This is a genomic window from Chryseobacterium sp. JK1, from assembly GCF_050632815.1.
Classification (GTDB): Bacteria; Bacteroidota; Bacteroidia; order Flavobacteriales; family Weeksellaceae; genus Chryseobacterium.
Window position 1 is genome coordinate 265,078 of the sequence record NZ_JBODRU010000001.1, and the last position, 22,236, is coordinate 287,313.

Below are 22,236 nucleotides of genomic sequence, written 5' to 3' on the forward strand. Positions count from 1 at the left end.
TTGTGTATCACTGTTTTGTTTTTAATAATGGTTTGATAACCAGTATTTTGTGTTTTATAACTGAATTGTGAAATAAATGTTAATTTTAAATAAACGTTTGATTTTATTTTAAAATAATAGCTATTTTAATTGTTTTAATTTAATATTTTAAGATAATTTTTAATATTTAAATTAATATTTATACATTTACCTCCCTAACTTTTATTATTACTAAGTTTATGAAAAAAATTCTACTGTCGTGCTTAGCGCTCTTAAGTATGGGTGTCTATGCACAAACAAACGTCGCCAATTATGCTTTTTCGAAAAGCACCGGGGTAACTTATGTGCCTATTACAGGCGGAACAAAATTATTTCCTTTAGTAAACAATACCACGTACGACAATGAGGTCTCGGCGGCAATTACTTTGTCTTCTCCGTTTAATTTTGGAGGTGTTGCAATGAACAGTTTGTACATCAGTGCGAACGGATACATTACTTTCGGAGCTGCGCCCGCTGGATCAAACTACACGCCTTTGTCCACCCTGGGAACTACAACAGGCGCAATTTCTGCTTTTGGACAGGATGGTGGTTTTTCATCATCGGATGCTACGCAGCCTTCAGGTAATCACGAGGTAAGGTATGAGGATCTAGGCTCAGAATTTGTAATTCAATGGCAGGATCACGCTAATTACAGCAATCGCTCTACAGAGAGATTGAATTTCCAGATCAGACTGGTATACGCTACCGGAGAAATTAAGATAATATACGGTAACTGCACAGATCCTGGAACCAGTACGTCGAACAGTGCTCCACAGGTAGGGATTAGAGGAAATACAGTTACCTATTCCACCAACGTAAGCCCGTTGATGATTGGAAATGTGCCTTCTGGTACTACTTGCGACTGGTCTAAAGCGGTAACTGGAAATGCGAATACCAGTGCTATGCTTTTCTCCAGCGGAACCAATGCCAATGTTAAAATTCCAGCGGGACTTCAGTATACATGGACTCCGGGAACTCTATTGCCGGTAAGAACTTTTGCAGCAACAACAGGAGTCACAAATGCAGGTGCTACTGTTAGCTGGACTGCTCCTACTGGTGCAACAGCTTATAATGTTCAGTATAGAGCACTGGGAAGCTGTGACTGGACAAATTTGAATGGTAATCCAGTGTCTGCAACAACGGCTACTATTTCAGGATTAACTCAAAATACGACCTATCAGTATCAGGTACAGGCTTTAAATGGAGCTGTACAGGCCACGTATTCACACATTCCGAATGCAGCAGGAACAGGAAATGGATATGCAACAGCAGGATCTTTTACCACTGCTCTTAATTGTGCAAGCACAGTGACGGGGCTTACTTCGTCAGCATTAACTCCGGAAACTGGAACTATTAACTGGACGGCTTCTACAACTGCTCCAGGGAATGGATATGAATATTATTATGCTACATCATCTACCACTCCAGCTTCCACAGTTACTCCTTCAGGATCTGTTGGTGCAGGGGTAACCAGTGCGAATTTATCAGGGTTAGTCCCTTCAACTCAGTATTATTATTGGATAAGAGCCAACTGTAATGGTACAGATAAAGGTGTATGGTCCAGCTCAGCTAACTTTACAACATTAGGACTTTGCCCTACCGTTACAGCACCAGCATCCAGTGCAACAGGTGTAAGTGTTAATCCTACCTTTACTTGGAATACAATAAATGGAGTAGCTGGCTATAAGTTAAAAATTGGAACCACTTCCGGCGGCAATGACGTGCTGGATGCGGACATACCGGGAGGAACCAATACAACTTACACTGTACCAACTTCATTGAACAATGGCACTAACTATTACTATTCTGTATCAGCCTATACTGCCACTACAGCAGGTCCTGCTACAGCTTGTACCGTAAGAAGTTTCCAAACGGCTTGTGTACCAACTAATTTGCCATATACTTTAGATTTTGAAAACGTTACAACTCCGGCGTTGCCAATTTGTACAAGCGTGGTTAATAGCGGTACAGGAAATGCATGGAAAACTGCTACTGCACCAACTGGTTTTGTTGGTAAGGTACTTAACTATTCATACAGTTCTTCCAGTGCTGCCAATACATGGTTCTTTACACAAGGTCTTAACCTTACAGCAGGTGTTAGCTACAGAATTAAATATAAATATGCCAATGCAGCCGGAACAACTCAATATGCTGAGAAAGTAAAAGTAGCCTATGGATCTTCTGCAACAAGCGCTGCTATGACCAGTACAATAGCTGATCACTCGAATATTCTTACCGGTGGAACTCCGACAAGTACATTTACTGATTTTGTGCCAACTGCTTCAGGAGTTTATTATATTGGATTCCAGGCTTATTCTGTTGCAGATATGAATCAGATTTATGTAGATGATATTAATATAGATGTTACTCCAACTTGTTCAGAACCTACTGGGATTGCAGTTTCAGGGATTACAACTTCAGCAGCCAATGCTTCCTGGACGGCTCCTACACAAGTTCCGGGTGGTGGTTATGAATATTATTATTCTACAAGTAGTACCGCACCTGCAGCTTCTACTCCTGCTTCAGGTACAAGTACGACCAATTCTGCGCCTTTATCGGGGCTGGTACCTTCCAGTACGTATTATTTGTGGGTTAGATCAGTATGTAGTGCTTCTGATAAGAGTGTATGGTCTTCTCCGGCTACTGTATTTAATACTCTTTGCGGGGTAGCAACGGCTCCGTTTATTCAAACCTTCGATTCTGGTAATGCTCCGGGATGTTGGAACAGTTTAAATCCTGTTGCTACAAGTACCGATGCTAATCTTTTCTGGAAATTCTCAGGAAGTGCAGATTATGGCGCAAGTCCTGCCAATAACGGAAAGGCAGCGGGTACTTATGCTTGGGTAGATGCAAGTTCACCTTATAATGGTGCAGGAGCTAATACTGTACAACTGGTAACACCATCAATCAACTTAACAGGGTTGGCACAACCTTTCATTTCTTTTGACTGGTTTAAAAACCATTCCCAATCTACCGGAACAACTGTGGTTCCTTCAACTAGTGATAACAATAAGCTTACAGTAGAAGTAAACGATGGAAATGGATGGGTATCTGTTTTCAGTGATACAACCAACTCCAACCAATGGAGAACTGTAGGGGTTCCTTTGGCGGCTTCTTATATCGGAGCAACCATTCAGGTAAGATTTACGGTTGATAAAAACGTAAATGGCAATGGATATTTCTACGATGATGTTCTTCTTGATAATGTTGAGGTGAAGCAGAATCCTAACTTAGGAACGTCTGAAGTAGTAGCGAAAATTAACAGTATTAAAGTATATCCTAATCCATTCACAGAAACACTTACGATTTCCGATGTGGCAAAAGTACAATCTGTTTCAGTGATTGATGTTGCGGGAAGACTTGTTAAAACTATTGAAAACCCTTCTACAGTACTTCAATTGAGAGACTTAAAAGAAGGTTTGTATTTAGTGGTACTTAATATGAAAGATGGTTCTAAGCAAACCGTGAAAGCCATTAAAAAATAATTTTTCATTTAAATAAAAACTGAAGACTGTCTTGTAAAAGGCAGTCTTTTTTTTGAGATTACTTCTCATAAAGAAATCCTGCCGGTACATGATTTCTTAATTAATAAACAGAATATTGATTTTTCAATGATATAGTGTTTTATTGGTTTGGTTAAATTTTGTTTAAAATATATATAATTTTATTGAAGTATTTTGATAAATTTGATTAACTAATGTACATTGTATGAAAAATATTTTACTCGCGAGTTTTTTAACTTTTGGATCTTTATCCTTCGCACAAACCTATTGCGTGCCGCAATACGCCAGTGGTTGCGATGGAGGAGATATGATAGATTCTTTTACAATTCCTTCAGCAGGATTTGATCACCAGAATACAGGATGTTCTCAAGGAGCATATGGAGATTATACTTCTATGACGATTAACCTGAATGCTGGATTAAGCTATGACTTTTCCGTTACTCACAACTTTGCTAATCAAAACGTACGTATTTGGATAGATTTTAATAATGATGGAACCTTCGATGATACTGCTCCGGAACTTGTGGCTGCAGCAAGCAGTGCTTCGGTTGGAGGAAATAATGTTACGTCAGGCATTATTACAATTCCTTCCACTGTTACTCCAGGTACATACAGGATGAGAGTTGGAGATCGATATTCCAGCCAGCCTATTCCTTGTAACATTTCAGGATATGGTGAGGCTCATGATTATACGGTGGTTATAGGGGCAGTTCCTACCTGCCTTGCTCCTAGTGGATTGACGGTATCTTCCGTAGGCGCGGGATCTGCCCATCTTGCATGGACAGCTGCTACCTCTTCTCCTGCTAACGGATACGAATATTATTTTTCAAGTACTACCGCAGTTCCTACCGCCAATACAATTCCTTCGGGAAGCACGAATGCTTTAAACGTAGATTTAACACCTCTTTCTGCCGCTACTTTCTATCGTGTTTGGGTACGTTCCGCATGTAGTGCTACAGATAAGAGTAACTGGTCTCAAATGGCCACATTTACTACAGAATGTACTGCGGTGGGAGTGCCTTATGTACAGGATTTCGAATCTGCAATAGTTCCGGATATGCCAATCTGCAGTTCTGTAACTAATGATGGTAACGGGAATTTATGGGAAACTTACGATTTAGCTTCTCAAGGATTTACAGGAAAAGTCCTTCAATACTCTTATAACTCTTCCAATAGTGCCAATACATGGTTCTTTACCTCCGGAATTAATCTTACTTCGGGAGTGAGCTACAGAATCAAGTACAAATATGCCAATGCAGAAGGAGTTATTGTTTATCCTGAAAAATTAAAAGTAGCCTATGGAACTTCGGCAGCAGGTTCGGCGATGACCAATCCACTTGCCGATCATCCTAATGTAGTTAACAGCACAGCTACCAGTAACTTTGTAGATTTTACTCCTACAGCGACAGGAGTCTATTATTTTGGATTTAATGCTTATTCGGATCCTGATATGAATCAGCTGTTTGTTGATGATATTAAAATAGATGTAACACCTACCTGTAGCGAACCGAGTCTGTTAACTGTTTCAAATATAACATCTTCGGGAACTACGCTTTCGTGGACAGCTCCAACCCCGGCTCCAGCAGGAGGATATGAAATCTATTACAGTACATCCAATACGGCTCCAACAGCAGCAAGTAATCCTAATATTACGGGTATTACCGCTGCTACTTATAATATTCCTAGTTTGTCTTCTGCTACTCATTATTATGTATGGGTAAGATCTGTTTGTAGTGCTGCTGATAAAAGTGCATGGAGTGACCCTACTTCTTTCACTACTTTATGTACAAGCGCCAACCTACCGTACGTTTTGGATTTTGAAAACGTAACTCCACCAAGTCTTCCAGGTTGTACCGAAAATATTAATGCCGGATCAGGAAATAGTTGGGAAACATCGTCTGCTCCTTTCGGAAATAATGACTTTACAACCAATGTACTGAGATATTCATATAATTTCTCAAGCGCTGCTGACACGTGGTTCTTTACCCAAGGTCTGAATCTGACGGCAGGAGTACAGTATACTATTAGCTATAAATATGGTAATAACTCAACAACGTATACCGAGAAAATGAAAGTAGCTTTTGGAACATCTCCAACCATAGCTGCAATGACTGGCGCTATAGCAGATTATCCTTCAATTAATGATAATACAGCGCATAACGAATCTGTTACATTTACTGTTCCTACATCTGGGGTTTATTATTTCGGATTTAATGCCTATTCAGATGCTAACCAGGACAACCTGTATCTGGATGATATCAGTGTTAATCTGGCCAACCTTGCAGTGACAGAAGTTTCTAAAGCGAAAAATGATATCAAAATATATCCTAACCCATTCACTGATGTACTGAATATTTCAGATGCTAAAAATGTGAAAAATGTTTTGGTAAATGATGCTTCAGGAAGGTTGATGAAAACGATCGCAAATCCTGATTCAACAATCCATTTAAACGAATTGAAACAAGGTGTTTATCTTGTTACTTTAGAAATGAAGGATGGATCTAAACAAACTGTTAAAGTAATTAGAAAATAGATAATAGTTTTGTTAAAAATGAAGCCGGATCATGATACATGATCCGGTTTTTTGAACAAAATACGAAAGTTTGTACAAAAAAATGAGTGATTTTATCACTCATTTTTTATAATAATCTATTCTTTTTTCAAAGTTTAATGCACTATTTTCAATTACTTATTAGGGACCGGTTGTATATCTCCAGTATTCATAAGGTCAAAAACAGTAGGGAAGAACATGGCTAATATAAAATAAATAATGACCATGAGTACAATCAGAGCAAAAAGAATGACGACTAAGCTGTTCGGTTTGTTTTTCTTTGTTGATTCCATAATTTTGTGGTATTTAGTAAAAAAAATGCATTAATAACATTCATAATATGTATTAAGCTAATTTCTTGCCACACTGTTTACAATACCTTGCATCATCATCAATATCTTCATTTCCGCATCGGTCGCATATCTTTTCCAGATTTTGTCTTTTATTGCGCATTTCTGCTGTTACAATCCCTGTAGGAACCGCAATAATGGAATATCCTGCAAGCATGAGAACAACCGCAAATAATTTTCCTAAAGGAGTAATAGGAGATACATCACCATATCCCACAGTAGTTACCGTTACTACTGCCCAATAAATAGATTGCGGTATAGTTTCAAATCCTTTTCTATTGCCTTCCACCATAAACATAAGTGAACCGACAATAACCGAGAAAATAATAAGGAACAACAGGAAGATGTATATTTTTCTTGAACTGTTTTTAAGTGCCCGTAAGATGAGGTACCCGTCATTCATAAAATCCAGAAGGTTGAAAATTCTGAAAATCCTCAACATTCTCAGCATTCTGAAGATCAGGAAATACTTGGTAACCGGAAAGAAAAAACTAAGATAAAATGGAGCCAGCGCCAGAAAATCTATGATACCCAAAAAACTGAAAATATAGTTTTTTTTATTTTTTACCACCGTAATTCGCATTAAATATTCTGCCGTGAAAAACAGAGAAATAATCCACTCAAGGATAAGAAAAGTGAGATGAAATCTTATATCAAGTTTAGGAACACTTTCCATCATAATAATGGCGGTGCTTACAAGAATCAATGACAGTAAGATAATGTCAAAAAGCTTTCCAAGTTTTGTGTCAGAGCGGTAAATGATCCGGTAAAGAAATCTTTTCCAAAGCTTGTCTTCAGGAATAAGATTGTGCTCTCTTTCCATATTTAATGTTTTTTAAAATTAACAAATTATCGTTATTTTCGTAGCAAACATACAGAATAAAATGACAATAAGAAAAGTAATTGCAGAAATAGATAAACTCATTCCGCTACAGCAGGCAGAAGGATTTGATAATGTAGGATTGCTGTGTGGAGTACCTGACAGAAATGTGTCTGGAATCCTGGTTTGCCACGATGCGCTGGAAAATGTTGTACAGGAGGCGATTGAGAGAAACTGCAATCTGATTGTATGTTTTCATCCTATTATCTTTTCAGGATTAAAATCTTTAACAGGCAAAAATTATGTTGAAAGAGCAGTTCTGAAAGCAATTGAAAATAAAATCGCGATTTATGCCATTCATACCGCATTTGATAATCACTTCTTTGGAGTGAATCATGGCATATGCCGTCAGTTGGGTTTAAAGAATATGAAGATTCTTCAGCCCAAAGAAAATAATTTGAAGCAACTGACTGTTTTCGTTCCGAAAGATCACTCAGAAAAAGTAAAAGAAGCTTTATTTTCTGCGGGAGCAGGAAGTATCGGTTTCTACGACGAATGTAGCTTCACCATAAATGGAAACGGAACATTTCGCCCCATTGAAGGATCCAATCCGTTCTCCGGTCAGCAGAATATTAGAGAAAATGCCGATGAAGATATGATTTCTGTGATTTTTGAAAGTTTTAAGCAAGGCCAGATCGTAGGAGCGATGAAACACGCCCATCCTTATGAAGAAGTTGCTCATCAGATTTACAGTCTTGATAATAAGAACCATCATGTGGGTCTGGGAATGTATGGAGATCTCGAAGAAGAAGAAATGGATGAGAAAGATTTCTTAGGATTGGTAAAAGAAAAATTTGGTCTGGAAGTGATCAAACATTCGGCTTTTAATAACAAAAAAATTAAAAGAGTAGGGGTGCTGGGAGGTTCCGGAGCCAGTGGAATACGTTCTGCAGCATCAAAGAAATGTGATGCTTATCTTACCGGTGATCTGAAATACCATGACTATTTTTTAGCAGAGTCTAAAATGCTGATCTGCGATATAGGTCATTATGAATCAGAACAATTTGTAAGTCAACAATTATTTGAAATTTTATCACAAAAATTTAGTACATTTGCAATTTCAAAATCTATTGAAAAAACAAACCCAGTAAATTATTTCATTTAAATATGGCAAAAACCAACGATATTTCAGTTGAAGAAAAATTAAGAGCTTTATACGATTTACAGATCATTGATTCAAGATTGGATGAAATCCGAAATACTAGAGGAGAATTGCCAATTGAAGTTGAAGATCTTGAAATCGAGATTGAAGGTCTTGAAAAGAGAGCTGAAAAATTTCATGCAGATATTAAAGATCAGGACGATCAGATCAAAACGAAGCATGAAGTAATTAACCATGCTAAAACTTTAATTGAGAAATACAAATCTCAGCAGGATAATGTAAGAAACAATAAAGAGTTTGAAGCATTAGGAAAAGAAATGGAATTCCAGGACCTGGAAATTCAGCTTGCTGAAAAAAGAATTAAAGAATTCGGAGCTAAAATTGCTCACAAAAACGAAACTTTAAGCGAACTGAATGCAAAGATCAACGACTTGAAAAGCCACTTGAAATTCAAAAAAGAAGAATTGGAAGGTTTGATCTCTGAAACTCAGAAAGAAGAAGAATATTTGATAGAGCAGTCTAAAGAATATGCAGGTAAAATTGACGAAAGATTACTGGCTTCTTACAACAGAATCAGAACAAACTCTATCAACGGTCTTGCTGTAGTAGGATTAGAAAGAGGTGCTCCAAAAGGATCTTTCTTCACAATCCCTCCTCAGAAGCAGATGGAAATTGCTCAGAGAAAGAAAATTATTATTGATGAACACTCAGGAAAAATTCTTGTTGATGACGAATTGGTAATCGAAGAAAACGAAAGAATGAAATCTGTAATTAAATTCTAATTATCGATTTTAAATCATACAAAAGCTTTTTCAGAAATGAAACAGCTTTTTTTGTATACATTCAATAGAAATGGGCTTTAGCCCGTTTAATTTTTTTGCGGTATCCTTGTCATTCTCTAGGAATCTATACCATATTAAAAGAATGTGGAAAGATTCCTACGGAATGACACAGGTGAAGTTAATTTAATCACTATTGTTGACAGAAGCTAATACAAGATCATCAATAGAAACGGGCTTTAGCCCATCATTCATTTATCAGAAAAAATAATTAATTCCATTGGCTCTACCAAACCCATAAAAAAACCGCTTCAAAAGGAAGCGGTTGATATTATTTAATCCTGATGATCATACATCTTATTATACAAAGCCATAAACTTCTCTTTTACAGCTTTTCTCTTAAGCTTTAAAGTAGGAGTAAGCAATCCGCTTTCAATGCTCCATACTTCAGGGGTAAGTTCTATTTTTTTGATTTTCTCCCAGTTTCCTAGATGCTCATTGATGCCGTCAATTTCTTTTTCAATTCTTTGTTTCAGCTCAGGACTTTTGGCAATTTCTTCCGGTGTAGAACCAATGTTCAGATTATTTCTCATGGCCCAGCTCTTAGCAAAATCAAAATCAGGTTGTACCAAAGCACATGGCATTTTTTCACCATCACCTACTACCATGATCTGTTCTATGAATTTAGATGCTTTTGCCAGGTTTTCAATCGTTTGAGGAGCAATATATTTACCACCAGATGTTTTGAACATTTCCTTTTTACGGTCGGTAATCTGCAGGAATCCGTCGCTGTCAATATTTCCGATATCTCCGGTCTTGAAATAACCATCTTCCGTAAAGGCTTCTCTGGTCATTTCATCGTTCTGGAAGTATCCTTTGAATACTGACGGGCCTTTCACAGTAATTTCCCCATCTTCCTGAATTTTTACTTTTAAGTTATCTAATGGAACCCCAACCGTTCCTACTTTCATTTTGTCGAAACTGTTAACAGAAATTACGGGAGACGTTTCCGTTAAGCCATATCCTTCTAAAATAGGAATTCCGGCATTCTGGAACATTAAGTTAAGTCTTGTAGATAAAGCGGCAGATCCTGAAACTAAAGTAACGATCTCACCTCCTAAACCTTCTCTCCATTTAGAAAATACAAGCTTATCTGCGATAATTTCCTGAAGTCCCGAAGGTTTGGATATCGTTTTCTTTTTGCTGATTAAATTCAAAGCCCAGAAGAAAATTTTAGATTTCAATCCTCCCGCAGAAGAACCTGTATTGTAAATTTTATCATACACTTTTTCTACCAACCTAGGCACTACGGTCATATAGTGAGGTTTCACTTCTTTTACGTTTTCTCCCATCTTTTCAATGCTCTCTGCGAAATACAAAGAAAAACCATTGTATTGATAAAGGTAGAATAGCATTCTTTCAAAGATGTGACAGATAGGAAGGAAGCTTAGTGCTCTTGCTTCCTTATAATCAAAATTTCTTTTTTTAGGAATTCTCGGGATAGCTCCCAATATGTTTGAAACGATATTATTGTGAGTAAGCATTACTCCTTTAGGTCTGCCTGTTGTTCCTGAAGTATAAATAACGGTTGCCAGATCTTCCGTATTAATGGCATTAGAAAGATCTTCTACTTCAATTTGTGTAGATTCATCTTTACCCAAATCCAGAATTTCTCTCCAGTTGGCCGCTCCACTGATATTATCAAAAGTAAAAATTCCCTGTAAACTTGGAATGTTATGCTTTACCTTCATCACTTTATTCAAAAGCTCCTTATCGGAAACAAAACAGTACTGAATTTCAGCATTATTGAAGATAAATTCGTAGTCTTCCGGAGAAATACTTGGATATACCGGTACAGAAACGACCCCGATCTGAGACATTCCAAAATCCATAATAGCCCACTCTGTACGGGAATTGGTCGTGATCAAAGCGATCTTGTCACCTGGTTTAATGCCCAGTTTCAGCAATCCCCTGGATATTTTATTCCCTTCATTGATAAACTCCTGAGTAGAAGTTTTTTTCCATTCACCCTGGTATTTTGTGACAAACATATCCGTTTTAGGATATTTTTCTAAAGCATAGTGCGGAATATCGAATAATCTCTTGATCGTCATGATTTTTTAAATAATTTTTAAAGAAACTTAAATATAAGCATTTTTTTTAATTACGGACTTCTGATTTTAATAATTAGAATTTACTTAAATGCTAACCATAATATATTCATCAAAAAAAGGGCCGTAAGCAGCAACAGATGAGCTATAATAAACGATTTATTAATAAAATATCTTCTTCTTATTTATCATATTGAGGTCCCATTTCCTGTGAATACAGAATAGCTTATCTCACCTTTCTAAAACTCTGAAAACAGCCTGTATGAATGCCTTTTTCCTGATTTTAATTTCTTTTTTCATATTTGGTTAAAAAGTGTAAATTTACGGCTATCTAATTATTTTTTTTATGGACTTTAATTTATCTGAAGAACAGCTGATGATTCAGCAGGCAGCAAGAGACTTTGCACAAAACGAATTATTACCGGAAGTGATTGAAAGAGACCGCGACCAGAAATTCCCTGCAGAACAGGTAAAGAAAATGGGAGAAATGGGTCTTTTGGGAATGATGGTTGATCCAAAATACGGAGGTGCAGGAATGGACAGCGTTTCTTACGTATTGGCAATGGAAGAGATTGCAAAAGTGGATGCTTCTGCAGCGGTGGTAATGTCTGTAAACAACTCATTGGTTTGTGCCGGTCTTGAAAAATTTGCATCTGAAGAACAAAAAGTAAAATATCTTACTCCTCTTGCAAGCGGACAGGTAATTGGAGCTTTTGCATTATCTGAGCCAGAAGCGGGTTCTGATGCAACTTCTCAGAAAACTACTGCAGAAGATAAAGGAGACTACTATCTTTTAAATGGTATTAAAAACTGGATTACGAATGGTGGTACAGCTTCTTATTATATCGTAATCGCTCAGACAGATCCTGAGAAAAAGCATAAAGGGATCAATGCTTTCATCGTAGAAAGAGGATGGGAAGGTTTTGAAGTTGGAGTTAAAGAAGACAAATTAGGAATCAGAGGAAGTGATACACACTCTTTGATCTTCAATAACGTAAAGGTTCCGAAGGAAAACAGAATTGGTGCTGACGGATTTGGTTTCAATTTTGCAATGGCAGTATTGAACGGAGGAAGAATCGGTATCGCTTCTCAGGCTTTAGGAATTGCTTCAGGAGCTTATGAATTGGCTTTGAAGTATGCTAAAACAAGAAAAGCTTTCAAAACTGAAATCATCAATCATCAGGCGATTGCTTTCAAATTGGCTGATATGGCAACTCAGATTACGGCTGCAAGAATGCTTTGCTTTAAAGCTGCTTGTGAGAAAGATGCAGGAAAAGATATCTCTGAAAGCGGAGCTATGGCAAAATTATATGCCTCCCAAGTAGCAATGGATACTACTATTGAAGCAGTACAGATCCACGGTGGATACGGATATGTGAAGGAATACCACGTAGAAAGATTAATGAGAGATGCAAAAATCACTCAGATCTACGAAGGAACTTCTGAAATCCAGAAAATCGTGATCTCAAGAAGCATCGCAAAATAAAAATTATTTAAAACACACTACTTATGAAAAAATCTTTGTGGATCACTTTAGGGGTCGTACTTCTTCTTTTAGGAGTATTGGTATGGTATAAGTACTTTTTCGTTTTCGGAGAAGGAGTAAAGTCGGGATATCTGAACTATGCCATGAAAAAAGGCTATGTCTTCAAAACGTATGAAGGTAAGCTGATTCAGGAAGGTTTTGGAAGCGGAAAAACAGGAACTATTACAAGCTATGAGTTTGAATTTTCTGTATCTGATCCGGAAGTTTTCAAACTGTTGGAAACCAATAGCGGTAAAACTTTTGACCTTCATTACAAAGAATATAAAGGAGCCCTTCCATGGAGAGGAAACACAAGATACATTGTAGATAAAGTAGTGAATATGAAATAAAACAAATAGGGCTCTCAGTTGAGAGCCCTATTTTACACCAAATCACAAAATATTAATATATGAAATAAAAATTTCCTGGTTCATGCTGAATTCCGTGAGATCACTAAAATTCATTTATTTAATAATAAGCTTACCGGAGGTTGGAAACTGATCGATAATTTCATCACCCACTCCAAAATTTCCTTTTAAAATATCTCTTGGATTTCCACCGATCCAACTGCTCAGATCAATGGCTTCATACAATCCGTTGTTAAATCCTAAGAGAACAATAAGCTTTTCTGTTCCTATATTTTTTATGTAGTGCCCGGCTCCCATGGGAACATAGCCTACATCACCTTTATTAAATTCGTCTTTTACAAACTGTCCTTCTGCAAGGAAAACCCCCATCTCTGCTTTTCCCTGAATGTAATATTGCCATTCGTCAGCATTGGGATGCCAGTGTAATTCTCTTAATCCTCCTGGTTCTATTTCAAAAATACTTCCGGTAATTGTTCTGGCAATCTCAAATTCCTTCTGCGTCACCACTCTCTGTAAACCTCCTCCGGGTACCACAATAGGTTGCTGTGCTCCCAGCGGATAACGGTGTTTAGACACCAGCGAGATTTCATTTCTTGGCGAAGCCAGCCCGGAGCGGATATCGGGGAGGTCACATTTTGCAAAGTAAGCTTCTCCCTGATGAAGTTTCTGAACTTCTTCTTCTGTGATTCCTAAGTTCTGTGCCGCAATTTCCACCGGAATACTGGAAATAAAATCGGTGATGCTGAAAGTATGATCTTCAGAAAAATCACCATTATCAAAAATCAATATAAAATGACAGCTTTCGCTGCTTATACATTGTAGAACGTGGCCATAGCCTCTTGGGAAATACCATACATCTCCCGGATTAAAAATATCAATAAAAACGTTACCCTGAGGATCTATTACCGTGGTACGCATCTGCCCCTCCAAAACATATCCCCATTCTGCAGCATTGGCATGCCAGTGAAGTTCACGGATGGCTCCCGGTTCAAGGTGCATACTGACTCCGGCCAGGTTTTGAGAGGCTGCAAATTCTTTTACAGAAACTCCTCTTGTGATTCCACCAGGGCCTAATCTGGGGTCCTTTTTTTCTAACTCATATTTAAAGTTAGGAAGTTCTTTACTCATGAATCGGGTGTTTTGGTGTTGAATATTTTTATAAATTTAGAAATAAGAAATCACTTGGAATTCTAATTGTCATTAAAAAAATATTAAAAATAATCTCCAAAAAGACTAGATGTTTTTATCAGAGATATTTTTGTTTCTTTTTTTATAAAAATAATATCCTGTTCCCCCAATGAGTAATACTGGCCATAAAGGAAGAATAAATAGGAAGATGGACGTAATAACATCCCAGCCTGATTCGATGGCTGCCAGAGATTTTCCTCCGAACGTTTTAGGCTCTTTTTCTGCCATGGTTTTGTCTGTAATATTAATATTGATGCTGCATATGGTATTCTCAATGTACTGATGACCTGAAACCTGAATATCTTTAGTATCAATATCAGCAATACTGGAGTTGAGTGTATTCATAAGTTCGTCAAAATGCTGAATAGGAACTTTAATATCTAAAGTATATACTTTTTGATCTTCTTCACGTCCGTTGTCTGGCTCCATATAGCCAAGGCTTTCGGATTTGATATAACCGTTATTTTTAAGAGCTTCTTCCCGGATAATTTCTTTAACGGTTTCAGCGTTGTCTGCTTTTATCCCAAGATATCCTGCTTTTACCATTCTGTCTTTGGGTAGGCTTTTTTCATAGTTAGTATTCTGAGGCTTATCTTTATAAACGATCTTTGTTTCTTTAATAACTTTTGGTGCCGGAACATTTACAATTATTTTTTCATTCTTATTTACAGCAGAGTCTTTCTTTTCAATTTTAGAATCCAGCTTTGCTGAAGCCATTTTGTCGGATAGCGAGTCTACGATTTTTGAAGTGTTTTCTATTTTCTTCTGGATTTCGTCTTTGGTATTGTCAAAATCTTTTATTTTGATACTGGCAGAATCCATAGCCTGGTTTGCAACAGTAGCTGCGTGATCAATCGATTCATGAGCGACGGTAGAAATACTGTCCGTTGCTTTCATGGCTTCCTCAATTTTATCTTGTGAAACTTCACCTTTTTTACACATAATGAAAGTGCTTGATACAGCAACTAGTAATATGAACTTTTTCATAACATTAATTTTTTGATGAAGTAAAATTAGAAGGGAAGCTCTTGTAAAGATTGTAAATGGAATGTATTGTGCTGGTAAAATTGTAACTGTTTTATTGTTAGTGTTTTGTATTTGTTTTACAAAAGATTTACAAAAACATTCATCCTTGTTTGAAACCTTGAAATTACCTGAAACCTTTGTCGTTTCTCTTTATGTTCTATTGAAAACCTAAAAATTCCCATTCTCTGGGTGTCAAAAATTCAAAGAATTTTTGACGGGGTGGTTGTAAAAGCATATCATAAAAAAAATCCGCAGAAATTTTCGGCGGATCTATATTATTAACAATTTCGCTTTTTGGCGATTCTGTTTTTTACTTAGTGGTCTCTGAATTCACTGATGAAATGCAGTTTCACATTCGGGAATTTCTCCTGCGTCATATGAATAGTGAAAGAAGAGTCTGCTAAAAATACCAACTGATCATACTTATCTCTTGCTAAGAATCTCTGTTTTAACCTTGCAAATTCTTTAAATTCTTCAGACTTTTCATCAGCTTCTACCCAACAAGCTTTGTGCATAGAAAGTGGTTCATAAGTACATTTAGCACCATATTCATGCTCCAGACGGTACTGGATAACTTCATATTGAAGAGCTCCAACAGTTCCGATGATCTTTCTGTTATTCATTTCAAGGGTAAATAGCTGTGCAACTCCTTCATCCATCAATTGATCAATACCTTTGGCCAACTGCTTAGCTTTTAACGGATCATTATTGTTGATATAACGGAAATGCTCCGGAGAGAAGCTTGGAATACCTTTGAAGCTCAATTTTTCTCCACCTGTAAGAGTATCACCAATTCTGAAACTTCCTGTATCATGAAGACCCACGATATCACCTGGGAAACTTTCTTCCACCACTTCTTTTTTATCTGCAAAGAACGCGTTAGGAGAGGAGAACTTCATTTTTTTGCCTTCTCTTACCAATAGATAATTTTCGTTTCTTTTGAAAGTTCCGGAAACAATTTTTACGAATGCAAGTCTGTCTCTATGTTTAGGATCCATATTGGCGTGGATCTTGAAAACGAATCCTGTGAAAGTCTCTTCTTCAGGTTTTACCAAACGGGTCTCACTTTCTTTAGGCTGTGGCATTGGAGCAATATCAATGAAAGCATTCAATAATTCGCGAACCCCAAAGTTATTTAAAGCTGAACCGAAGAACACAGGCTGAAGATTGCCATTCATATAATCTTCACGATTAAACTCCGGGTAAACAGATTGAATCAGATCAAGCTCTTCTCTTAATGTTTTTGCTGCTTTTTCACCAATTACTTCATCAATGGAAGTATCATTAATATCATCAAACTTAATAGAATCTCCAACTTTCTGTTTTTTCTCTTCCAGGAATAACTGAATGTTGTCTTCCCAGATATTATAGATTCCCTGGAAATCACTTCCCATACCAATAGGTAATGAAAGCGGACAAACTGTTAATCCAAGTTTTTGTTCTACTTCATCCAATAGATCAAAAGCATCTTTACCTTCACGGTCTAGCTTGTTGATGAAAACCAACATCGGAATGTTTCTCATTCTACAAACCTGAACCAGTTTTTCAGTTTGTTCCTCAACCCCTTTTGCAACGTCAATTACAACAATTACAGAATCTACAGCCGTTAATGTTCGGTAAGTATCTTCAGCAAAGTCTTTGTGACCGGGCGTATCCAGGATATTGATTTTATGATCTCTATATTCAAAAGCCAATACGGAAGTTGCTACAGAGATCCCTCTCTGTCTTTCAATCTCCATAAAGTCGGAAGTAGCTCCTTTTTTTATTTTGTTGGATTTTACTGCACCCGCTTCCTGAATAGCACCTCCGAAAAGAAGCAGCTTTTCAGTAAGGGTTGTTTTTCCGGCATCCGGGTGAGAAATGATCCCAAAGGTCTTTCTTTTTTGTATTTCTTTGATTAAGTCTGACATATCGTATTTTGAAGTTGCAAAAATCGGGATTTTTTACGAGGTTTTCAAATAAAATATGAATTAGGTTTTATAGGCTGTGGAGAGGTAAGTTTGAGTACTTGAGAAGATAGATTAGATAAATTCTCAAAATGAATCAAACCGTGTCAAGGTTTTAAACCTTGACACGGTTTGACGGTTGTTTAAAGAAGAGATCGTATAATAATGAAAAAAGCATAGATCACTGCTAAAATGATTAACAGAAAAAAAGCCGTCATGAAATATTCAAACACTCCAAATGTACTTTTAGGAGGTTCTGAGGTAAGATAATATTGATCAATGGTTTGTTGGCTTATCTTCAGATCTGGACGAAACCGTTGAACACCTTTTAGAAAATGACGATACAGATCATATTGGTTATCCAGAATAGTCATTTCAAAATTGAAATCAACACTTGTGAAGATGATTTCATCTTTTATATTTTTCAGATAAATATGTAAAGTGGTTTTAGGATATCTTACGCTCTGTGTATTATAAACATATACATCGTCGGATTGATTTTTAGCAGATTGAAGATCACGATACAATATGGTTTCAATGATGGTATTTCGGTTGTTGTAAAAAGTGGCTCCTTTTTCATCTACAATCACTCTTCTTGGCTTTTGTTTTTTTCTAAATGTTACAGACATGATAAGGGCAACACAGCAAAATAGGAGAAGAAATAGCGCAAGAATAAATAATATAAAAATACCCAGGTCGTTTTTTACATAATATTTGAAATGATCATAAATATTCTCAAAAATAAACCCAATAACCGAAAGGATTGCAATGATGGCGAACCATATCATCCCCAGAAAAAAATAGGTTAATGGTTTGTTGGCTTTTGATTCTATTGCTGGAAATTTTTCAATCATATTAATTCTTGGTTTCAGATAATAAAAAAACAAATCCGATGATTAATGCGGTAATAATAAGTGCCGCCAAAATTACAAGCCAACCTCCTTGTGAAACCCCTTTGTTATTAACTTTCCATGTTGCTGTATCAATAGAATAAACGCGGAAGGTCGTTGGATCTATCTTTAAATCTGGTCGAAAAAGGGTAATTCCATAGAGAAATTGAGCATAAAGCGTAAACTTATTTTTAATGATTGTAAGAGGAAGATTCATATCAATACGTTTTACCGTTTCCTCGTTTTTTTCCTGTTGTAAAGTCACTTCAGTCATGGGAACAATTCCTGATCCTACCGGATTTACGGTGTAAATATCAAAATTTTGTTTTGAAGGCCGAAGTTCTGAGTACAATATCTGATCTGTTATTTCATTTTTTGAATTGTAATATACAATGCCCGTTTCATCCACGACAATTTTATGAGCAAGTTTTTTTCTTTTGATGATATAATAGCGAGTTGTAGGAATTAGAATCAGCAATGAAAGTCCCCAGCAAATCAAAGTCGTAGAAAGCATGGCTTCAAATCCTCTTTTATAAATTCCGTAAACTGGTCCTAAAACAAAAAGGAAAATGAAGGAAATACCCAGAACAATGTAAAGTGCATACAGAAGAACAGTTGCAAATAGGTTAGTGGTAGACTCAATCCTTTGAAATGGAGATTTAGTATTCATTTTGTGAGGTTCATGGATCAGGTAACGAAAATAAGAAATTCCTTTTTTAGTTGCCTGTAGCAGTCAAAAAAATTATCTTTGTTTCTATAAACTTTTACAGAGAAAGGATGGAAAATAGCAAATATCCGAAGTTTACCTTCACATGGATTGGCGGTGTTGTTTTGGTGGTTGGATTATTCGCTGGAACAATGGCGGTTTCTTTATTCAGCACTTTTTGGAAAGTTGTTTTCAAAGAAAATCTTGAAATTAAAGAATGGTTTCTAATGGTTGCCAATTCTGTAGGATTTCTTACGGCAATCGCCTTTTTCGACTTCTTCATTGTAAGACGTACTACGAACATGAAGCTTAACTTCAACTTTTCGTCTGTTAATTTTTATACCTATCTCCTTATTTTTCCCATGATGATTGGGATGATGTTTATTTCGGAGTTTATTACTGCGCAGATTCCCACTACAGGTCCTTTCTTTGGAGATTTTTATGAGTATTTTACCCGATTGATGAGCCAGCTTACCGACGATCCGGTGATTATGCTGATCATGACCGTTATTATGGCCTCAATTTTTGAAGAAATTATCTTCAGAGGAATCATTCAAAAAGGATTGATTAATAAGGGAGTAGAACCATGGAAGGCCATTTTATATGCATCCATCATCTTTGGAGTGGTTCATGGAAATCCATGGCAGTTTATCAGTGCAGTAATGCTAGGTTGCGTGTTAGGATTAGTTTATCATAAAACAAAGTCATTATTGATGCCAATGCTGCTGCATGGATTTAATAATTTGACCCTTTCATTATTGGTTATTTATGGTAAAAATGAAAGTTTTGCACAGGCTTTTAAAGTTTCAGAATGGCTGATATTGGCAATCGGAATTGTCCTTTTTTCAGTATTTTATTATCTTTTTATGAAAAAGTATAAAGTGCATTACGCAGAGCTGTAAACGCTCAAAATAGAAAAAGTAAAATTGAAAATGAATATAGAAATGGAATTATTAGTAGCTACACACAACGAACATAAAAAAGAGGAAATTCAACAGATTCTGGGAAATGAATGTGTGGTGAAAAGTCTTACCGACTACAATATTCACGAAGAAATTGTAGAAGACGGAGACTCATTCAACGCGAATGCCCTGATCAAAGCAAAATATTGTTTCGAAAAAACAGGAATTCCAAGTTTAGGAGACGATAGCGGTTTGGTGGTAGAATCTCTGGACGGCAGACCCGGAATATTCTCAGCCCGTTATGCCGGCGATCATGATTTTGCTAAAAACATAGAAAAAGTATTGGAAGAAATGCAGGGAATCGAAAACCGAAAAGCCTATTTCATTACCGTTTTATGTTATTATGATGAAAATGGAGCACAGTATTTTGAAGGCAGAGTCTATGGGAATTTATTAACGGAGAATAAAGGATTCAAAGGTTTCGGTTATGATCCTATTTTTGTTCCTCAGGGATACGAAAAAACTTTTGCCGAAATGAATCCGGAAGATAAAAACAAAATCAGCCACCGTAAACAGGCTTTGGACCTATTCATGGATTTTTTAAAAGTGACAGATTGAGTTTTATTATAAAGGTAAAATATCCATTTAGATTTTCTGTCGTACATTTGTTACAATAAACTATTGATTTGAGTACTTATTTAACGATATTAGGCTTTAACTCAGCCATTCCGACCATTAATTCTTCTCCTACAGCGCAACTGCTGGAAATGGAAGAAAGACATTTCCTGATCGATTGTGGGGAAGGCACGCAGGTGCAGCTGAGAAAGGCAAAAGCAAGATTTTCAAAAATCAACCATATATTTATATCTCACCTTCATGGTGATCACTGTTTCGGACTTCCAGGGCTTATTGCTTCTTTCCGCCTGTTAGGAAGAGAGAATCCCTTACATGTATATGGGCCGAAAGGAATTAAGAAAATGATGGAGACCATCTTCCAGATTACGGAAACCCATCGTGGTTTTGAAGTGGTATACCACGAACTGGATAAAGATTATTCAGAAAAGATCTATGAAGATAATAGAGTAGAAGTATATACAATTCCTTTAGATCACAGAATCTATTGCAACGGTTATTTGTTTAAAGAAAAACCGAAAGACAGACATATTAATATGAAGGAAATTGCCAAATACAGCGAAATTGAAACCTGCGATTATCACAACATAAAAGCAGGGAAAGATTTTGTACTGAGCGATGGCTATGTTTTGAAAAATGAAGTTCTGACCATAGAACCAGCACCTTCTGTATCGTATGCTTTCTGTAGTGATACCCGTTATCTTGAAAGTGTCATTCCGATTATTAAAAATGCTACGGTTCTCTATCATGAATCAACATTTTTACATGATCTTAAAGAAATGGCCGATTATACGGGACATACGACTGCCTTGGAAGCGGCAACAATAGCGCAGAAAGCTGAGGTTGGAAAACTTATTCTCGGACATTTTTCCAACAGATATGCAGACCTGACCGTGTTTACCGATGAAGCACGAAATATTTTCCCCAACTCATTCCTGCCAAAGGCTTTGGAAAGTGTAAAGATTTGAAAAGAATATGCTGAAATTTGAAGAACTAAGAAGTTTTCTTGACGAGAAAGCAGATCAGTACAACTCGCCAGATTTTATTGAAAATGACCCGATCCAGATTCCGCACCGTTTTGCTCTAAAACAGGATATTGAAATTGCCGGTTTTCTGGCGGCTACTATTTCATGGGGAAACAGAAAATCGATCATCAAATCTGCTGAGAAAATGCTGGATATCATGGGAAATTCACCCTATGATTTTGTACTGAACCATTCAGAAAAAGATTTGAAACCAATTCAGGATAAAAGCATTCACAGGACTTTTAACGGTGAAGATTTTTCCTACTTCATTAAGCAGTTTGGCAGAATTTACAAAGAAAATGAAAGTCTGGAAACTTTATTTGAAGTAAAAGAACAGGAAACAAATTTTTTATACGCTATAGAAAGATTCAGAACAAACTTCCTCGAAACTGAAAAACACCGAAGTCATAAACATATCAGTTCGCCTCATAAAAACTCTTCCGCCAAAAGGATCATTATGTTTCTCAGATGGATGGTTCGGAAAGATAAACGTGGAGTAGATTTTGGAATTTGGGAAAATATAGATCAGAAACATCTTTCTATTCCTTTAGATGTTCATACGGGAAATATCTCCAGAAAGCTGGGATTGGTGTCAAGAACACAGAATGACTGGAAAACAGTGGAGGAATTGGATGTGGCTATCCGCAAGTTTGATGAAAAAGACCCTGCAAAATACGATTTTGCATTATTTGGATTAGGAGTTACCAAAGAACTGTTGTAAAAAATAAAACGA

18 protein-coding genes are annotated in these 22,236 nt (G+C 36.7%); 10 read left to right on the forward strand and 8 right to left on the reverse strand.

The genetic code is table 11. The features are described from left to right. The first annotated feature begins 218 nt into the window (after nucleotides 1-218). Complete coding sequence (locus ACQ76T_RS01280) at nucleotides 219-3,503, forward strand: fibronectin type III domain-containing protein (RefSeq protein WP_431341543.1); 3,285 nt, start codon at nucleotides 219-221, stop codon at nucleotides 3,501-3,503. Between the two features lie 223 nt (nucleotides 3,504-3,726). Next, nucleotides 3,727-6,054: a GEVED domain-containing protein gene (locus ACQ76T_RS01285; RefSeq protein ID WP_431341544.1), complete on the forward strand. Its 2,328-nt coding sequence runs from the start codon at nucleotides 3,727-3,729 to the stop codon at nucleotides 6,052-6,054. A gap of 152 nt (nucleotides 6,055-6,206) precedes the next feature. Here ACQ76T_RS01285 and ACQ76T_RS01290 read toward each other — a convergent pair whose 3' ends face one another. Next, nucleotides 6,207-6,365, reverse strand: coding sequence for a hypothetical protein (locus tag ACQ76T_RS01290; protein WP_431341545.1), 159 nt, complete (start codon nucleotides 6,363-6,365; stop codon nucleotides 6,207-6,209). Between the two features lie 52 nt (nucleotides 6,366-6,417). Further along, nucleotides 6,418-7,245 (reverse strand): ion transporter, encoded by an 828-nt coding sequence (locus ACQ76T_RS01295; protein WP_431341546.1) that lies wholly within the window; start codon nucleotides 7,243-7,245, stop codon nucleotides 6,418-6,420. A gap of 61 nt (nucleotides 7,246-7,306) precedes the next feature. On the opposite strand from ACQ76T_RS01295, the gene ACQ76T_RS01300 reads away from it, so the two are divergent. Further along, nucleotides 7,307-8,407: a Nif3-like dinuclear metal center hexameric protein gene (locus ACQ76T_RS01300; protein ID WP_431341547.1), complete on the forward strand. Its 1,101-nt coding sequence runs from the start codon at nucleotides 7,307-7,309 to the stop codon at nucleotides 8,405-8,407. 2 nt (nucleotides 8,408-8,409) lie between these two features. After that, nucleotides 8,410-9,186, forward strand: a complete 777-nt coding sequence (locus ACQ76T_RS01305) for a zinc ribbon domain-containing protein (RefSeq protein WP_431341548.1) — start codon at nucleotides 8,410-8,412, stop codon at nucleotides 9,184-9,186. Nucleotides 9,187-9,518: 332 nt separating this feature from the next. On the opposite strand, the gene ACQ76T_RS01310 is transcribed toward ACQ76T_RS01305, so the two are convergent. Beyond that, nucleotides 9,519-11,297 carry an AMP-dependent synthetase/ligase gene (locus ACQ76T_RS01310; RefSeq protein WP_431341549.1) on the reverse strand — a complete coding sequence of 593 codons (1,779 nt, stop codon included), beginning with the start codon at nucleotides 11,295-11,297 and terminating at the stop codon, nucleotides 9,519-9,521. 343 nt (nucleotides 11,298-11,640) lie between these two features. Here ACQ76T_RS01310 and ACQ76T_RS01315 point away from each other — a divergent pair, with 343 nt between their 5' ends. Together ACQ76T_RS01315 and ACQ76T_RS01320 are read left to right on the forward strand one after the other, a co-directional pair. Beyond that, complete coding sequence (locus tag ACQ76T_RS01315; protein WP_431341550.1) at nucleotides 11,641-12,780, forward strand: acyl-CoA dehydrogenase; 1,140 nt, start codon at nucleotides 11,641-11,643, stop codon at nucleotides 12,778-12,780. A gap of 23 nt (nucleotides 12,781-12,803) precedes the next feature. Then, the gene (locus tag ACQ76T_RS01320) at nucleotides 12,804-13,169 is read left to right on the forward strand and encodes a hypothetical protein (protein WP_431341551.1); all 366 of its coding nucleotides are present in this window, start codon (nucleotides 12,804-12,806) and stop codon (nucleotides 13,167-13,169) included. 114 nt (nucleotides 13,170-13,283) lie between these two features. Here the strand turns inward: ACQ76T_RS01320 and ACQ76T_RS01325 are convergent, their stop codons facing one another. The 5 genes from ACQ76T_RS01325 to ACQ76T_RS01345 all read right to left on the reverse strand — a co-directional run bounded on the left by ACQ76T_RS01325 (nucleotide 13,284) and on the right by ACQ76T_RS01345 (nucleotide 18,907). Next, the gene (locus ACQ76T_RS01325) at nucleotides 13,284-14,315 is read right to left on the reverse strand and encodes a cupin domain-containing protein (protein ID WP_431341552.1); all 1,032 of its coding nucleotides are present in this window, start codon (nucleotides 14,313-14,315) and stop codon (nucleotides 13,284-13,286) included. A gap of 105 nt (nucleotides 14,316-14,420) precedes the next feature. Beyond that, complete coding sequence (locus ACQ76T_RS01330) at nucleotides 14,421-15,362, reverse strand: DUF4349 domain-containing protein (protein WP_431341553.1); 942 nt, start codon at nucleotides 15,360-15,362, stop codon at nucleotides 14,421-14,423. A 353-nt stretch (nucleotides 15,363-15,715) separates the two neighbouring features. Next, nucleotides 15,716-17,311 (reverse strand): peptide chain release factor 3, encoded by a 1,596-nt coding sequence (locus ACQ76T_RS01335; RefSeq protein WP_431341554.1) that lies wholly within the window; start codon nucleotides 17,309-17,311, stop codon nucleotides 15,716-15,718. Nucleotides 17,312-17,490: 179 nt separating this feature from the next. Further along, nucleotides 17,491-18,201: a hypothetical protein gene (locus ACQ76T_RS01340; RefSeq protein ID WP_431341555.1), complete on the reverse strand. Its 711-nt coding sequence runs from the start codon at nucleotides 18,199-18,201 to the stop codon at nucleotides 17,491-17,493. A 1-nt stretch (nucleotide 18,202) separates the two neighbouring features. Beyond that, nucleotides 18,203-18,907, reverse strand: a complete 705-nt coding sequence (locus ACQ76T_RS01345) for a hypothetical protein (protein WP_431341556.1) — start codon at nucleotides 18,905-18,907, stop codon at nucleotides 18,203-18,205. Nucleotides 18,908-19,014: 107 nt separating this feature from the next. On the opposite strand from ACQ76T_RS01345, the gene ACQ76T_RS01350 reads away from it, so the two are divergent. The 4 genes from ACQ76T_RS01350 to ACQ76T_RS01365 all read left to right on the forward strand — a co-directional run bounded on the left by ACQ76T_RS01350 (nucleotide 19,015) and on the right by ACQ76T_RS01365 (nucleotide 22,224). Continuing rightward, complete coding sequence (locus ACQ76T_RS01350; protein ID WP_431341557.1) at nucleotides 19,015-19,845, forward strand: CPBP family intramembrane glutamic endopeptidase; 831 nt, start codon at nucleotides 19,015-19,017, stop codon at nucleotides 19,843-19,845. Nucleotides 19,846-19,887: 42 nt separating this feature from the next. After that, nucleotides 19,888-20,463: an RdgB/HAM1 family non-canonical purine NTP pyrophosphatase gene (rdgB, locus tag ACQ76T_RS01355; protein ID WP_431341558.1), complete on the forward strand. Its 576-nt coding sequence runs from the start codon at nucleotides 19,888-19,890 to the stop codon at nucleotides 20,461-20,463. A 68-nt stretch (nucleotides 20,464-20,531) separates the two neighbouring features. Beyond that, nucleotides 20,532-21,446: a ribonuclease Z gene (locus ACQ76T_RS01360; RefSeq protein ID WP_431341559.1), complete on the forward strand. Its 915-nt coding sequence runs from the start codon at nucleotides 20,532-20,534 to the stop codon at nucleotides 21,444-21,446. Between the two features lie 7 nt (nucleotides 21,447-21,453). Then, entirely contained in the window at nucleotides 21,454-22,224 is a 771-nt protein-coding gene (locus tag ACQ76T_RS01365) for a TIGR02757 family protein (protein ID WP_431341560.1), read from the forward strand. The last annotated feature ends 12 nt before the right edge of the window (nucleotides 22,225-22,236 follow it).

What these genes read in the sequence shown, in the direction of transcription:
- ACQ76T_RS01305 (WP_431341548.1), top strand. Translation starts at nt 8,410, where the DNA reads ATGGCAAAAACCAACGATATTTCAGTTGAAGAAAAATTAAGAGCTTTA.
- ACQ76T_RS01345 (WP_431341556.1), bottom strand. Translation starts at nt 18,907, where the DNA reads ATGAATACTAAATCTCCATTTCAAAGGATTGAGTCTACCACTAACCTA.
- ACQ76T_RS01340 (WP_431341555.1), bottom strand. Translation starts at nt 18,201, where the DNA reads ATGATTGAAAAATTTCCAGCAATAGAATCAAAAGCCAACAAACCATTA.
- ACQ76T_RS01330 (WP_431341553.1), bottom strand. Translation starts at nt 15,362, where the DNA reads ATGAAAAAGTTCATATTACTAGTTGCTGTATCAAGCACTTTCATTATG.
- ACQ76T_RS01310 (WP_431341549.1), bottom strand. Translation starts at nt 11,297, where the DNA reads ATGACGATCAAGAGATTATTCGATATTCCGCACTATGCTTTAGAAAAA.
- ACQ76T_RS01300 (WP_431341547.1), top strand. Translation starts at nt 7,307, where the DNA reads ATGACAATAAGAAAAGTAATTGCAGAAATAGATAAACTCATTCCGCTA.
- ACQ76T_RS01325 (WP_431341552.1), bottom strand. Translation starts at nt 14,315, where the DNA reads ATGAGTAAAGAACTTCCTAACTTTAAATATGAGTTAGAAAAAAAGGAC.
- ACQ76T_RS01295 (WP_431341546.1), bottom strand. Translation starts at nt 7,245, where the DNA reads ATGGAAAGAGAGCACAATCTTATTCCTGAAGACAAGCTTTGGAAAAGA.
- ACQ76T_RS01335 (WP_431341554.1), bottom strand. Translation starts at nt 17,311, where the DNA reads ATGTCAGACTTAATCAAAGAAATACAAAAAAGAAAGACCTTTGGGATC.
- ACQ76T_RS01290 (WP_431341545.1), bottom strand. Translation starts at nt 6,365, where the DNA reads ATGGAATCAACAAAGAAAAACAAACCGAACAGCTTAGTCGTCATTCTT.
- ACQ76T_RS01350 (WP_431341557.1), top strand. Translation starts at nt 19,015, where the DNA reads ATGGAAAATAGCAAATATCCGAAGTTTACCTTCACATGGATTGGCGGT.
- ACQ76T_RS01315 (WP_431341550.1), top strand. Translation starts at nt 11,641, where the DNA reads ATGGACTTTAATTTATCTGAAGAACAGCTGATGATTCAGCAGGCAGCA.
- ACQ76T_RS01365 (WP_431341560.1), top strand. Translation starts at nt 21,454, where the DNA reads ATGCTGAAATTTGAAGAACTAAGAAGTTTTCTTGACGAGAAAGCAGAT.
- rdgB (WP_431341558.1), top strand. Translation starts at nt 19,888, where the DNA reads ATGGAATTATTAGTAGCTACACACAACGAACATAAAAAAGAGGAAATT.
- ACQ76T_RS01280 (WP_431341543.1), top strand. Translation starts at nt 219, where the DNA reads ATGAAAAAAATTCTACTGTCGTGCTTAGCGCTCTTAAGTATGGGTGTC.
- ACQ76T_RS01320 (WP_431341551.1), top strand. Translation starts at nt 12,804, where the DNA reads ATGAAAAAATCTTTGTGGATCACTTTAGGGGTCGTACTTCTTCTTTTA.
- ACQ76T_RS01285 (WP_431341544.1), top strand. Translation starts at nt 3,727, where the DNA reads ATGAAAAATATTTTACTCGCGAGTTTTTTAACTTTTGGATCTTTATCC.